Below are 13,237 nucleotides of genomic sequence, written 5' to 3'. Positions count from 1 at the left end.
TTAATTATGCCTGCTTTATTAGCAGGCATAATGTTAAGCGAGATTTAGGGGCGTAGCTCAGTTGGTAGAGCACCGGTCTCCAAAACCGGGTGTCGCGAGTTCGAGTCTCTCCGCCCCTGCCATATTAAGAACCCTTTGCGAAAGCAAAGGGTTTTTTTTACCTATTATCCCTTTCCTTAGCGCGTTATCGTTTTGGAAAAGAGCGCATCGGCTGTTCTATGCTGATGTTTATCTGATCCGAGTTGCTCCATAACCTTTCGATCTTTACCTCCGCAGAGCTCCTGATTCTCCTGCCATTTTGCATTTTCTTCTCTCAGAAGGCGATGGGCGGCTTTTGGCATGATAGACAGCCAAGACCACGGTGGCGGCGTTTAAGGCCGCCATAGCGCTTTAGACTGCGGTATTTAAAGGTATTTTAAGTAATTGCCGAATCAAAGGTTGTTGATCGCTATTTTGCAACCAGACGGCATACAGTGGGCGGATAATCGGCGGGATCTCGGTGGCGGCCACCAGCTGTGGGTACTCTTTTTCCCAATGGCTGGGCAGGAAAGCGCATCCGCCCGTGGTTTCCAACAGCTGACGCGTCAGGTGAGCGGAGGTGGTGGTAAGCACCGGTACGTTATCACCTTCCAACATGCGGTTTTCCTGTTGGTGGAAGTCGGCTCCCCATTCCAGCTTGATGTAGGGCATTGGGGTCTGTTTGTCACGATAAGCGGATGAGAACAGGCGTAATGAGAAATTGCTCAGCTGCTGGCTGGCCAATTCATCCATCTTCGGCGGTTCAGTGGTGATCAGTAAATCGAGCTGCCTTTCATGCAGTTGTTTTACCAAAGAGTGCCTTAATGCCACCCTGGCTTCTAGCTGCAGCGCCTCGCGTTGTTGATAGAGTGCTTGCAACCAGGGAGTCAGATAGGCCTCCCACAACGAAGCGGTAGCGCCGATCGATAACTCGGTGTGTTGCAGCGAACGCACGACTTCCTTCTTCGCCAACTGCCAGGTGTTCATCAGGCTCTCGGCATAGGGCAGAAGCCGCTCGCCGGCAGGCGTCAGGCGGATGTTATTGCGATGACGGGTAAATAAATTTGCGCCCAACTGGTTTTCTAGCTGACGGATGCGGAAACTGACCGCGGACTGCGTTAAGTACAAGGATTCTGCGGCTCTGCCAAAGTGACGCGTTCTACTGACCTCCAAAAAGGTTTTCAGTAATTCGGTATCCACACCTATCTCCAAAAAAATTTGTCGTTAAGATTTAAATGTTTTGTTTTACACGCTGTCAAGCCTATCTAATACTCCGCGCCATAAACAGCACGGCCATAAGAGAATTAGGAGCGTGTCAGATGGCGGATAGCTTCACCACGACCAATCGTTTTTTTGATAATAAACATTACCCTCGCGGGTTCTCCCGTCACGGCGATTTCACCATTAAAGAGGCGCAATTGCTAGAGCGCTTCGGCTACGCGTTTAACGAGCTGGACTCGGGCAAACGCCAGCCGGTCACTGAAGAAGAACAGCTGTTCGTCGCAGTGTGCCGCGGTGAGCGCGAAGCGGCTACCGAGCAGGAAAAAGTATGGGCTAAATATCTGGCGCGCACACGTCGCCCGAAGAAATTCCATACTCTGTCCGGCGGTAAACCGCAGGCTGACGCAGTAGAAGATTACAGCGACAGCGAAGACTAAAGACGATGGGGCCTGCGGGCCCCATTTTCATTCCAGACTGCGATGCAGTTGTAACAGCAGACGGTCCATACTGCGATAGCCCAGTGCTTCGCTGAGGTGGTGCCTGTCGAGTTCAGCATCTCCCGCCAAATCCGCCAGCGTGCGCGCCACTTTCAAGATGCGCTGCCAGGCGCGAACCGATAACCCCAGCGTGTTTAATGTTGCTTCCAAAAACTCGGCGTCAGCCGCCTGCAAAACGCAATCTCGTTCCACTTCGCGGTTGCTCAACAGCGCGTTGACTTTACCTGCGCGTTCGAGCTGCCGGGTGCGTGCCTGCTGCACCCTTTTCCGTACTTGTTCGCTGCTTTCTCCATGGGTTTTCCGATGACTGAGCGTACCCGGCGGCAACAACGGTACTTCGATAGACAGATCGAAACGGTCGAGAAAAGGCCCTGACAGCCGGGCCAGATAGCGCAACACCTGCTGCGGTGAGGCGCGATTGTGCAATCCCTGATAATGCCCTGTCGGGCTGGGGTTCATTGCCGCGATCAGTTGCACCCTGGCGGGGAAACAGACCTTGGCGTTGGCACGTGAAATCACGATCTCGCCGGATTCCAACGGCTCACGCAGCGCATCCAGTACCTTACGCTCGAATTCCGGCAGTTCATCCAGAAACAGCACGCCGTTATGCGCCATCGAGATCTCGCCCGGTCGCGGCAGTGAGCCGCCGCCGACCAATGCCGCCATCGAGGCGCTGTGGTGCGGTGCGCGGAACGGCCTCTGACGCCATGGTAGAGCGGCGGGAATGTGATGCTGCAAGCTGGCGACCGCCAGGCTTTCCAACGCCTCAGCCTCCGTCAGCGGCGGCAGCAAGCCCGTGAGACGGCTGGCCAGCATGGTTTTACCGGTGCCCGGTGGTCCAATCAACAGCAGGTTATGCCCGCCGGCGGCGGCGATCTCTAATGCCCGCTTGGCCTGTTCCTGGCCGATGATGTCGCGCAGGTCGGCGTTTTCGCACGCGTTGTCCGCGTCGGGGGGCGTGGCCGCCACCGGCAGTTCGCCTTGGCCGAGCAGAAAAGCGCAGACTTCCAGCAGGTGTTGGGCGGTATGGGAGTGCGACTGCGCGATCAGGCCGACTTCGGCGGCGTTGTCCGTCGACAGGATCAATTGTCGCCTGGCGTCAGCCGCCGCCAGCGCCGCCGGGATGGCACCTCTGACCGCGCGCAGTGCGCCAGACAGCGCGAGCTCGCCAAGAAACTCGTAGCGCGCCAACGGCGCGAGGGGCAATTGCTCGGAGGCGGCGAGGATCGCCAGCGCTATTGGCAGATCGTAACGCCCGCCTTCTTTCGGCAGATCGGCGGGCGCCAAATTGACAGTGATGCGCCGGGCGGGAAAGGTGAAACCGCTGTTGATCAGGGCGCTGCGCACCCGATCGCGCGCCTCTTTTACCGTGGTTTCCGGCAGGCCGACCAGCGTCAGGCCGGGCAGGCCATTGCTGATATGCACCTCCACCGTCACGGAAGGGGCCTGAACGCCGATGATGGCGCGGCTATAGATTAACGCCAGTGACATATCGCTCTCCTTGCTGAGGACGACATGATGCGTGATTCATTCTGGCATTGCGCGGCGTTATTAGTGGTTTTTCTAGGGGTTTCGCAGCGTAATTGCTCATTTTCATCGAAGTAAATGAGATTGTGCGAGCCGCCTCGCATCCTGCGGCAATACCCATTAACAATTCGCTGAAGGCTGCAACACATTAGCGGCCCATACACATTGCAATCATAGGGTTAACGGGTGTATTTAACAATTGATTAAAAGAAAAATCACTTCTTTAACAAGCCCCGACCGCCGCCGCATTCTGCCCGGCAGCCGCTAAACCTCCTGACTTCGTACTCTACGGTAGGGATAACACTATGTTTGGTTGGACCCCGCTGCAACGCAACGCGGCAATCGCCAGCTTTTCAAGCTGGACGCTCGACGCTTTCGATTTTTTCGTGCTGGTATTCTTACTCAGCGACATCGCGCAGTCCTTTCACGTCGGTCTGGAACAGGTCACGTTGGCGATTCTGCTCACGCTGGCGGTGCGCCCGATTGGCGCGCTGATCTTCGGGCGTGCGGCGGAAAAATATGGCCGCAAGCCGATCCTGATGTTGAATATCGTCTTTTTCTCGGTGTTTGAGCTGCTCTCTGCCGCCGCGCCCTCGCTGACGGTCTTCTTGCTGTTGCGGGTGTTGTACGGTGTTGCGATGGGCGGCATTTGGGGCGTGGCGTCATCGTTGGCGATGGAAACCATACCGGACCGCTCACGCGGCCTGATGTCGGGTATTTTCCAGGCCGGCTATCCGTTTGGTTATCTGCTGGCGGCGGTGGTGTATGGCCTGCTGTTCGAAACGGTCGGCTGGCGCGGCATGTTCGTCATCGGCGCGGCGCCGATCCTGCTGCTGCCGTTTATTTATTATTGCGTGCAGGAGTCGCCGGTATGGCTGGCGGCGCGTGAACGCAAAGAGAGCACCGCCTTGCTGCCGGTGTTGAAGAGCCACTGGAAGCTGTGCTGCTATCTGGTGCTGCTGATGGCGGCGTTCAATTTCTTCTCCCACGGTACGCAGGATCTGTATCCGGTGTTTCTGAAAGTTCAGCACGGTTTCGACCCTAAAACCGTCAGTATCATCGCCATTAGCTACAATATCGCGTCAATTATCGGTGGTGTTTTCTTCGGTTCGTTGTCAGAAAAGATCGGCCGAAAAAAAGCGATCATCATTGCCGCGCTGTTGGCGCTGCCGGTGATCCCGCTGTGGGCGTTTTCCAGCGGTTCGCTGATGTTGGGGATCGGCGCTTTCCTGATGCAGTTCATGGTGCAGGGCGCCTGGGGCGTGGTGCCGACCTATCTGACCGAGTTGGTGCCGGCCAACACCCGCGCGGTGCTGCCGGGGTTCGTGTACCAGCTGGGTAACCTGATCGCCTCGGTCAACGCCACGCTGCAAGCCACCATCGCCGAGCATCATGGGCATAATTACGGTCTGGCGATGGCGATCGTCGCCGGTACGGTGGCGGTGGCGATCGCCCTGTTGGTGTTCTTCGGCAAGGATACGCGCGGCCAGGCGATCACCGACGCGGTAGAAAATCCGGGTATGCGCGCCAACGTGTGAAAGAGGGGCGATTCGCGTGAGGTATGACCAGATTGCGCCGAATAATAACGCAAAAAAAGTGTTGTCATGTCGCGCGCGGCTGTGGTACCTCTGTAAGCATTAGTTCTGAATGAGCACAGTGAACAAACCCATTATGAAAGCCTTTGCCCAAGTGATTAGCCTAGTCGTGATTAGCGTGGTGGTGATTATTATCCCACCGTGCGGGGCTGCACTTGGACGAAGAAAGGCTTAGCAAACAAGCCGGAATCGCAAGAGAACCCCCGCACCGTCAGGTCCGGGGGTTTTTTATTGGCAAGAGAAAAGTGGAGCAAGGGGCAGAGCATGAAAAACAGAACAAAATCCTGCAGTTGTCGAAGAAAGGCGGGGAAATAACTATGAATGGCGCTCAGTGGGTAGTTCAAGCGTTGCGTGCGCAGGGTGTGGATACCGTATTCGGCTATCCGGGCGGGGCAATCATGCCGGTGTACGATGCGTTGTATGACGGCGGCGTGGAACACCTGCTGTGCCGCCATGAACAGGGCGCCGCCATGGCCGCCATCGGCTACGCCCGCGCCACCGGCAAAGTCGGCGTTTGCATCGCCACTTCCGGCCCCGGCGCCACCAACCTGATCACTGGCCTGGCTGATGCGCTGCTCGATTCTGTTCCCGTTGTCGCCATCACCGGCCAGGTGGGTTCCGCGCTGATCGGCACCGATGCCTTTCAGGAGATCGATGTTCTCGGCCTGTCTCTGGCCTGCACCAAGCACAGCTTCCTGGTGGAGTCGCTGGACGCCTTGCCGGGCATCATGGCGGAAGCTTTTGCCATCGCCGCAGGCGGCCGCCCCGGCCCGGTGCTGATCGATATCCCGAAAGACATCCAGCTGGCGCAGGGGGACTTGCACCCGCATCTGATGCAGGTTGACGAAGCGCCGACGTTCCCGGCGGCGGCGTTGGCCGAGGCGGCTGCGCTGCTGGCGCAGGCGCACAAACCGATGCTGTACGTCGGCGGCGGCGTGGGCATGGCGCAGGCGGTGCCGGCGCTGCGTGAATTTATCGCGGTGACCCGCATGCCGAACGTCGCCACCCTGAAGGGGCTGGGCGCGCCGGACGCGCAAGACCCGCTGTATCTCGGCATGTTGGGCATGCATGGCGCCAAGGCCGCCAACCTGGCGGTGCAGGAGTGCGATCTGTTGATCGCCGTCGGCGCGCGTTTCGATGATCGCGTGACCGGCAAACTGAACGCCTTCGCGCCGCACGCCAAAGTGATCCACATGGATATCGACCCGGCGGAAATGAGCAAGCTGCGCCAGGCGCATGTGGCCCTGCAGGGCGATCTGAAAGCATTGCTGCCGGCGTTGCAGCGCCCGCTGGACATCGCCGCCTGGCAGCAGCAGGTGACGGCGCTGAAAGCCGAGCACGCCTGCCGCTACGATCACCCCGGCCAGCCGATCTACGCGCCGCTGTTCTTGCGCCAGCTGTCTGACCGCAAGCCGGCCAACAGCGTAGTGACCACCGACGTCGGTCAGCACCAGATGTGGAGCGCGCAGCACATGACGTTCGAGCGTCCGGAGAATTTCATCACCTCCAGCGGCCTCGGCACCATGGGATTCGGCGTGCCGGCCGCGGTAGGCGCTCAGATTGCCCGCCCGCAAGATACGGTGATCTGCGTCTCGGGCGATGGCTCCTTCATGATGAACGTGCAGGAACTGGGCACCATCAAGCGCAAGCAGCTGCCGCTTAAGATCGTGCTGTTGGACAACCAGCGCCTTGGGATGGTGCGTCAATGGCAGCAGCTGTTCTTCGACGGCCGCTACAGCGAAACCAACCTGTCCGATAACCCCGACTTCCTGATGTTGGCCGCCGCCTTCGGCATTCCCGGCCAACGCATCAGCCGCAAGGATCAGGTGGAGGGCGCCCTCGAGGCGCTGTTCAACACCGAAGGCCCTTATCTGCTGCAGGTCTCTATCGACGAACTCGAAAACGTCTGGCCGCTGGTGCCGCCGGGCGCCGGCAACGAAACCATGTTGGAGGAAATATCATGATGCAGCATCAACTCTCGATCCAGGCGCGTTTTCGCCCCGAAATGTTAGAGCGCGTATTGCGGGTCGTGCGTCATCGCGGCTTTCAGGTTTGTGCTATGAATATGGTTTCCCCGGCCAACGCCGACAGCATCAATATCGAATTGACCGTTGCCAGCCCGCGCCCGGTTGCCTTGTTGTCATCTCAATTAAGTAAACTGATGGACGTCTCCTGCGTCGAGATCCAGCAGCCAACATCACAACAAATACGCGCCTGAGGCGCCGAGAAGGATAAATAACAATGACTAAGAAAGCCGATTACATTTGGTTCAATGGTGAGATGGTTCCTTGGGCCGAGGCCAAAGTGCACGTGATGTCGCACGCGTTGCATTACGGCACGTCGGTATTTGAAGGGGTGCGCTGCTACGACTCGCACTTGGGGCCGGTGGTGTTTCGCCATCGCGAGCATATGCAGCGCCTGCATGACTCGGCGAAAATCTACCGCATGCCGGTTTCGCAAAGCGTCGACGAACTGATGGAAGCCTGTCGCGCCACGCTGCGCAAGAACAATCTGGTCAGCGCCTACATTCGCCCGCTGGTGTTCGTCGGCGATGTCGGCATGGGCGTCAACCCGCCGGCCGGTTATAAAACGGACGTGATTATCGCGGCGTTTCCTTGGGGCGCTTACCTGGGTGAAGAGGCGCTGGAGCAAGGCATCGATGCGATGGTCTCCTCCTGGCACCGCGCCGCGCCGAACACCATCCCGACCGCGGCCAAAGCCGGCGGCAACTATCTTTCCTCTCTGCTGGTGGGCAGCGAAGCGCGCCGCCACGGCTATCAGGAAGGCATCGCGCTTGACGTGCACGGCTACATTTCCGAAGGGGCGGGCGAGAACCTGTTCCAGGTGAAAGACGGCGTGATTTACACCCCGCCGTTCACCTCGTCGGCGCTGCCGGGCATCACCCGCGACGCGATCATCAAGCTGGCGAAAGACATGGGCTTCGAAGTGCGTGAGCAGGTGCTGTCGCGCGAATCGCTGTACCTGGCCGACGAAGTGTTCATGTCCGGCACTGCGGCGGAGATCACGCCGGTGCGCAGCGTGGACGGCATTCAGGTCGGTATCGGTAAACGTGGCCCGGTGACCAAACAGATCCAACAGGCGTTCTTCGGCCTGTTCACCGGCAAGACCGAAGACAAGTACGGTTGGCTGGATCCGGTAAACCCGTAACGACAAGGCTCGCCGCGCAGCGTGGCGGACGACAAGACAGACAAGATAAGAAATATCCAGGCGGTTCGTTCGCCGCCTGCCATAAATACATTTGGAGTGAAAAGAGCATGCCTAAGTACCGTTCCGCCACCACCACCCACGGCCGCAATATGGCGGGTGCCCGCGCATTGTGGCGCGCGACCGGGATGACCGACGCCGATTTCGGCAAGCCGATCATCGCCGTGGTCAACTCCTTTACCCAGTTCGTGCCTGGTCATGTGCATCTGCGCGATCTGGGCAAATTGGTCGCCGAACAGATCGAAGCCTCCGGCGGCGTGGCCAAAGAGTTCAACACCATCGCGGTGGATGACGGCATCGCCATGGGCCACGGCGGCATGCTCTATTCCCTGCCGTCGCGCGAGCTGATCGCCGACTCGGTCGAATACATGGTGAACGCCCACTGCGCCGATGCGATGGTGTGCATCTCCAACTGCGACAAGATCACCCCGGGCATGCTGATGGCGGCGTTGCGCCTGAACATTCCGGTGATCTTCGTCTCCGGCGGTCCGATGGAAGCCGGCAAGACCAAACTCTCCAACCAGATCATCAAGCTGGATCTGGTGGACGCGATGATCCAGGGCGCGAACCCGAACGTCAGCGACGCCGACAGCGAGCAGATCGAACGTTCCGCCTGCCCGACCTGCGGCTCTTGCTCCGGCATGTTCACCGCCAACTCGATGAACTGCCTGACCGAAGCGCTGGGCCTGTCGCAGCCGGGCAACGGTTCGCTGCTGGCCACCCACGCCGATCGCAAAGAGCTGTTCCTCAACGCCGGCAAGCGCATCGTCGAGCTGACCAAACGCTATTACGAGCAGGACGACGAGAGCGCGCTGCCGCGCAATATCGCCAACAAGGCGGCATTTGAAAACGCCATGACGCTGGACATCGCCATGGGCGGCTCGACCAATACCGTGCTGCACCTGCTGGCTTCGGCGCAGGAAGGCGAGGTGGACTTCACCATGGAGGACATCGATCGCCTGTCGCGCAAAGTGCCGCACCTGTGCAAGGTGGCGCCGAGCACGCAGAAATATCACATGGAAGACGTGCACCGCGCCGGTGGGGTGATCGGCATCCTCGGCGAGCTGGATCGCGCCGGCTTGCTGAACCGCGAGGTGAACAACGTGCTGGGGCTGACCCTGCCGCAGACGCTGGAAGCCTACGATGTGATGCTGACCCGCGACGAAAGCGTCAAGAAAATGTACTCCGCCGGACCGGCCGGTATCCGCACCACGCAGGCATTCTCTCAGGACTGCCGTTGGGATTCGCTGGACACCGACCGCAAGGAAGGCTGCATCCGCACCCGCGAGCACGCCTACAGTCAGGACGGCGGATTGGCGGTGCTGTACGGCAACCTGGCGGAAAACGGCTGCATCGTCAAAACCGCCGGCGTGGATAAAGAAATCCTCACCTTCCGCGGCCCGGCCAAAGTCTATGAAAGCCAGGATGAGGCGGTAGACGCCATCCTCGGCGGCAAAGTGGTGGCGGGCGACGTGGTCGTTATCCGTTACGAAGGGCCGAAAGGCGGCCCGGGCATGCAGGAAATGCTTTATCCAACCACTTACCTGAAATCGATGGGGCTGGGCAAGGCGTGTGCGCTGATCACCGACGGGCGTTTCTCCGGCGGCACCTCCGGGTTGTCCATTGGCCACGCCTCGCCGGAGGCGGCCAGCGGCGGCCTGATCGCCCTGGTGCAGGACGGCGACATGATCGCAATCGACATTCCTCATCGCGGCATCCAGCTGGATGTCAGCGAGCAGGAGCTGGCGGCGCGGCATGAGGCGGAACTGGCGCGTGGCGACGCGGCCTGGACGCCGAAAAATCGTGAGCGTCAGGTGTCCTTCGCGCTGCGCGCCTACGCCTCGTTGGCCACCAGCGCCGATAAAGGCGCGGTGCGCGACAAGAGCAAACTGGGGGGATAAGCAGCATGGCGGTCTCTCAACCCCTACCCAGCGCCCCCTGCGGCGCGGAATATCTGCGAGCGGTACTGCGCTCGCCGGTTTACGAGGTGGCGCAAGTCACCCCGTTGCAGGCCATGAGCAAAATCTCTTCGCGCCTCGGCAACACCATTTTGGTGAAGCGCGAAGATCGCCAACCGGTGCACAGCTTCAAGCTGCGCGGGGCCTATGCGATGATCGCCGGGCTGGACGAAGAGCAGAAGGCGCGCGGCGTCGTGACGGCTTCGGCCGGCAACCACGCGCAGGGCGTCGCCTTCTCCGGTAAACGGCTGGGCATCAAAACGCTGATCGTGATGCCGGTGTCCACTGCGGACATCAAGGTGGATGCGGTGCGCGGTTTCGGCGGCGAAGTGTTGCTGCACGGCGCCAATTTCGACGAGGCCAAGGCGAAGGCGATTGAACTTTCCCAACAGCAGGGCATGACCTTCGTGCCGCCGTTCGATCACCCGACGGTGATCGCCGGGCAGGGCACGCTGGCGATGGAGCTGCTGCAGCAAGACGCGCATCTGGATCGGGTTTTCGTGCCGGTCGGCGGCGGCGGCCTGGCCGCCGGGGTGGCGGTGCTGATCAAACAGCTGATGCCGCAGATCAAAGTGATCGGCGTCGAGGCGGAAGACTCCGCCTGTCTGCGCGCTGCGCTGGATGCCGGCCATCCGGTGGATCTGGCGCGCGTCGGGCTGTTCGCCGAAGGCGTGGCGGTGAAACGCATCGGCGACGAAACGTTCCGCCTGTGCCGTGAGTATCTGGACGACGTGATCACCGTGGACAGCGACGCCATCTGCGCGGCGGTCAAAGATCTGTTCGAGGACGTGCGTGCCATCGCCGAACCTTCCGGCGCGCTGGCGCTGGCGGGGCTGAAAAAGTACGTCCAGCAGCACAACATTCAGGGCGAGCGTCTGGCGCACGTGCTGTCCGGCGCCAACCTCAACTTCCACGGGCTGCGTTACGTTTCCGAGCGCTGCGAACTGGGCGAACAGCGCGAAGCGCTGCTGGCGGTGACCATTCCGGAACAGCAGGGCAGCTTCCTCAAGTTCTGCCAGCTGCTGGGCGGCCGCTCGGTGACCGAATTCAACTACCGCTACGCCGATGCCGACAACGCCTGCATTTTCGTCGGCGTGCGTCTGACGCGCGGCCACGCCGAACGACGGGAGATCATCGACGAACTCAACGCCGGCGGTTATCAGGTGGTGGATCTGTCGGACGATGAGATGGCCAAGCTGCACGTGCGCTACATGGTGGGCGGGCGTCCGTCGAAGCCGCTGCGCGAACGGCTGTACAGCTTTGAGTTTCCGGAGTCGCCGGGCGCGCTGCTGAAGTTCCTGCAAACGCTGGGCACGCACTGGAACATCTCGTTGTTCCACTATCGCAGCCACGGCACCGACTTCGGCCGGGTGCTGGCGGCCTTTGAACTGGCGCAAAGCGAGCCGGAATTCGAGCGGCACCTGCAGGCGCTGGGCTACGATTGCCACGACGAAACCGACAACCCGGCGTTCCGCTTCTTTTTGCAGGGGTGAGCCGGATTGATAAGCAACCGTGACGCGTTAGTCAGTTTATAGGTTGCATGGTTGTGATTTTGTCGTGCATTTTTATACTGCCAAGACTTCTGACGTATAGGGATGCACGACAATGAAAACCGCTTTTTCTACGCCGTTCGGTTCTCCCGAAGACGATTTGACCAACGCCGAATTTGCCCGCTTGTTGGGCAATGCCGGGGTACAAGAGTTCTATCGCGATATTAATCTGCAAGCCTTGCAGGACTCGCTGGACTGCAGCCTCGCGTTTCATGGCGTGGGAATTATTTTTTCCGACGGGCAAAACTCATTTTTAGTCCGCCCGACGCAGCACACCGGTTATTCGAACGCTTCGCAGGTCACCCACGTGGTCATCAGCAAAACGGTGGCTCATACCTCGCGCGTTGCCGCGACCAATACGCTGTCGGAAGCGTTGAGCAAACCCAGCGTCAGCAAAGAGTTGGCCTCGGCCGCGCTGTCGTGCGGAACGCTGCTGGTATCGGTATTTTTACTGGCGTCGGGCAGCGTCGCCGTGCCGTTCACCGGCGGCACCAGCTCTGCGGTGGCTTATCTGGGCTATGCCGGCATGGCCGCCAGCGCGCTGCAGTGCGGCAATGGGCTATACCGCGTCAACAAGCTTTATGACGGGAAAGGCGATGAATTGGCGCAGCTCGACTCTGAGCAGTGGTATATCGCCACCAGCACCGTACTCGATGTGATCTCGCTGGCCAGCGCGGGGGCCGCCCTGAAGGAAGCGACGATGACCTACCGCGCCATGCGCCGCATTTCGGCGCGCAAGGCGACGGAATGGCTGAAAAGCATGCCCCGCAGCGAAAGGAAGCGGCTGACCGAAAACATCATTCGGGCGGAAAACCCGGGGATTTCCAATAACGTCTTGAAAGAAATGGTGAAGAACGGCTTATACCCGAAGCGTTACCCGACGGAAGCGATCCAAAACGGGCTGCGCCAGCAATTGCATTCGGCGCTCAATAACGCGTTGACGTTTGTCGGCAGCGGCATCAGCGGCACCCTGTCTGCGCCGGTGAATGTGAAAACCACCGGGCAGTATTTTGTGGGCATTATGCAGAAATTGCCGCAGATGGTGAGGTAATGGCGGACTGGATGATTAAACGCCTGATTGTGCAGGGCCGGGAGATGGAAAGCCAAATCGCGGCGCGCGATCGCGCGCTTTTCGCCGGCGTGGATGCGCAGCTTGAGCAGCATTTCCTGACGCCGGGCCAGCGGCTGTCACCGCCGGGCGTCGGCAATGTCATGTTGCTGATGGTATGCCTGACGCTGGGGCTGGCGGGCGTGATGGGCCTGGCCACGGACGTGGCGGCCGCCTGGAGCGGCAAGACTTCCGCCGCCGTTCTCATGGGCAGCGGCGCGATCGTGGCGGTGTGGATGACGCTGATCCTGTTCCAACTGGTGCAGGGGAAAAACAGCGGGGTGGTATTGCTGCAATATTACCTTGGCATGCTTGGTCTGTGTTGCCTTGGCGCCGCGGCGGCGTGGGCGGCGGGCATGACCGGCATCGCCACCGTCGCCATGTTGCTGGGGGGCGCGGTGGGTGGTGCGCTATTCAGCAATCGGGCGGCGTTCTACCTGTATGTCGCTTATTTCCGCACGCGTCGGCGCGTGTTTATCAAACGCCGTTGGCAGAGGGAAGATCTGCGCAACACCCGATAAACCGTCAGAACGGAAAA

The 13,237-nt window shown here is 59.9% G+C and carries 12 protein-coding genes and 1 tRNA gene; 11 read left to right on the top strand and 2 right to left on the bottom strand.

Annotation, left to right across the window (positions count from 1 at the left end; genetic code table 11):
- Positions 1-46: 46 nt before the first annotated feature.
- Positions 47-122 (top strand) — tRNA-Trp (locus WFM45_RS24320).
- 268 nt (positions 123-390) lie between these two features.
- Here the strand turns inward: WFM45_RS24320 and hdfR are convergent.
- Positions 391-1,218, bottom strand: coding sequence for an HTH-type transcriptional regulator HdfR (hdfR, locus tag WFM45_RS24315; protein ID WP_166730440.1), 828 nt, complete (start codon positions 1,216-1,218; stop codon positions 391-393).
- 119 nt (positions 1,219-1,337) lie between these two features.
- Between hdfR and WFM45_RS24310 the strand changes: the two genes are divergently transcribed.
- Positions 1,338-1,676, top strand: coding sequence for a DUF413 domain-containing protein (locus WFM45_RS24310; RefSeq protein ID WP_033631832.1), 339 nt, complete (start codon positions 1,338-1,340; stop codon positions 1,674-1,676).
- A gap of 27 nt (positions 1,677-1,703) precedes the next feature.
- Here WFM45_RS24310 and WFM45_RS24305 read toward each other — a convergent pair whose 3' ends face one another.
- Positions 1,704-3,227: a YifB family Mg chelatase-like AAA ATPase gene (locus WFM45_RS24305; protein WP_033631833.1), complete on the bottom strand. Its 1,524-nt coding sequence runs from the start codon at positions 3,225-3,227 to the stop codon at positions 1,704-1,706.
- A 341-nt stretch (positions 3,228-3,568) separates the two neighbouring features.
- Between WFM45_RS24305 and WFM45_RS24300 the strand changes: the two genes are divergently transcribed.
- From WFM45_RS24300 to WFM45_RS24260, 9 genes are all read left to right on the top strand, one after another.
- Positions 3,569-4,801 (top strand): MFS transporter, encoded by a 1,233-nt coding sequence (locus WFM45_RS24300; RefSeq protein WP_048326472.1) that lies wholly within the window; start codon positions 3,569-3,571, stop codon positions 4,799-4,801.
- A gap of 133 nt (positions 4,802-4,934) precedes the next feature.
- The gene (ilvL, locus tag WFM45_RS24295; RefSeq protein ID WP_013814970.1) at positions 4,935-5,033 is read left to right on the top strand and encodes an ilv operon leader peptide; all 99 of its coding nucleotides are present in this window, start codon (positions 4,935-4,937) and stop codon (positions 5,031-5,033) included.
- A 142-nt stretch (positions 5,034-5,175) separates the two neighbouring features.
- A complete protein-coding gene (gene ilvG, locus WFM45_RS24290; RefSeq protein WP_336957573.1) occupies positions 5,176-6,822 on the top strand; it encodes an acetolactate synthase 2 catalytic subunit in 1,647 nt (548 codons plus the stop codon).
- Complete coding sequence (gene ilvM, locus WFM45_RS24285) at positions 6,819-7,076, top strand: acetolactate synthase 2 small subunit (protein WP_004929955.1); 258 nt, start codon at positions 6,819-6,821, stop codon at positions 7,074-7,076. Before ilvG ends, ilvM begins: the two co-directional genes overlap by 4 nt.
- Before the next feature lie 23 nt (positions 7,077-7,099).
- Positions 7,100-8,026 carry a branched-chain amino acid transaminase gene (locus WFM45_RS24280; protein ID WP_004929958.1) on the top strand — a complete coding sequence of 309 codons (927 nt, stop codon included), beginning with the start codon at positions 7,100-7,102 and terminating at the stop codon, positions 8,024-8,026.
- Positions 8,027-8,133: 107 nt separating this feature from the next.
- The gene (gene ilvD, locus WFM45_RS24275; RefSeq protein WP_033631836.1) at positions 8,134-9,984 is read left to right on the top strand and encodes a dihydroxy-acid dehydratase; all 1,851 of its coding nucleotides are present in this window, start codon (positions 8,134-8,136) and stop codon (positions 9,982-9,984) included.
- Between the two features lie 5 nt (positions 9,985-9,989).
- Positions 9,990-11,534: a threonine ammonia-lyase, biosynthetic gene (gene ilvA, locus WFM45_RS24270; RefSeq protein WP_016930473.1), complete on the top strand. Its 1,545-nt coding sequence runs from the start codon at positions 9,990-9,992 to the stop codon at positions 11,532-11,534.
- A 112-nt stretch (positions 11,535-11,646) separates the two neighbouring features.
- Positions 11,647-12,642: a hypothetical protein gene (locus tag WFM45_RS24265; RefSeq protein WP_004929965.1), complete on the top strand. Its 996-nt coding sequence runs from the start codon at positions 11,647-11,649 to the stop codon at positions 12,640-12,642.
- Positions 12,642-13,220 (top strand): hypothetical protein, encoded by a 579-nt coding sequence (locus WFM45_RS24260; RefSeq protein ID WP_033631838.1) that lies wholly within the window; start codon positions 12,642-12,644, stop codon positions 13,218-13,220. Before WFM45_RS24265 ends, WFM45_RS24260 begins: the two co-directional genes overlap by 1 nt.
- Positions 13,221-13,237: the final 17 nt, after the last annotated feature.

This window comes from Serratia sp. KG1D (assembly GCF_037150675.1).
In the GTDB taxonomy this organism is placed as follows: domain Bacteria; phylum Pseudomonadota; class Gammaproteobacteria; order Enterobacterales; family Enterobacteriaceae; genus Serratia; species Serratia nematodiphila.
This window is presented reverse-complemented; position numbering and strand designations above follow the sequence as displayed.

Coding starts and splice junctions, on each gene's coding strand:
- WFM45_RS24310 (WP_033631832.1), top strand. CDS start 1,338: ATGGCGGATAGCTTCACCACGACCAATCGTTTTTTTGATAATAAACAT.
- WFM45_RS24305 (WP_033631833.1), bottom strand. CDS start 3,227: ATGTCACTGGCGTTAATCTATAGCCGCGCCATCATCGGCGTTCAGGCC.
- WFM45_RS24300 (WP_048326472.1), top strand. CDS start 3,569: ATGTTTGGTTGGACCCCGCTGCAACGCAACGCGGCAATCGCCAGCTTT.
- ilvL (WP_013814970.1), top strand. CDS start 4,935: ATGAAAGCCTTTGCCCAAGTGATTAGCCTAGTCGTGATTAGCGTGGTG.
- ilvG (WP_336957573.1), top strand. CDS start 5,176: ATGAATGGCGCTCAGTGGGTAGTTCAAGCGTTGCGTGCGCAGGGTGTG.
- ilvM (WP_004929955.1), top strand. CDS start 6,819: ATGATGCAGCATCAACTCTCGATCCAGGCGCGTTTTCGCCCCGAAATG.
- WFM45_RS24280 (WP_004929958.1), top strand. CDS start 7,100: ATGACTAAGAAAGCCGATTACATTTGGTTCAATGGTGAGATGGTTCCT.
- ilvD (WP_033631836.1), top strand. CDS start 8,134: ATGCCTAAGTACCGTTCCGCCACCACCACCCACGGCCGCAATATGGCG.
- ilvA (WP_016930473.1), top strand. CDS start 9,990: ATGGCGGTCTCTCAACCCCTACCCAGCGCCCCCTGCGGCGCGGAATAT.
- WFM45_RS24265 (WP_004929965.1), top strand. CDS start 11,647: ATGAAAACCGCTTTTTCTACGCCGTTCGGTTCTCCCGAAGACGATTTG.
- WFM45_RS24260 (WP_033631838.1), top strand. CDS start 12,642: ATGGCGGACTGGATGATTAAACGCCTGATTGTGCAGGGCCGGGAGATG.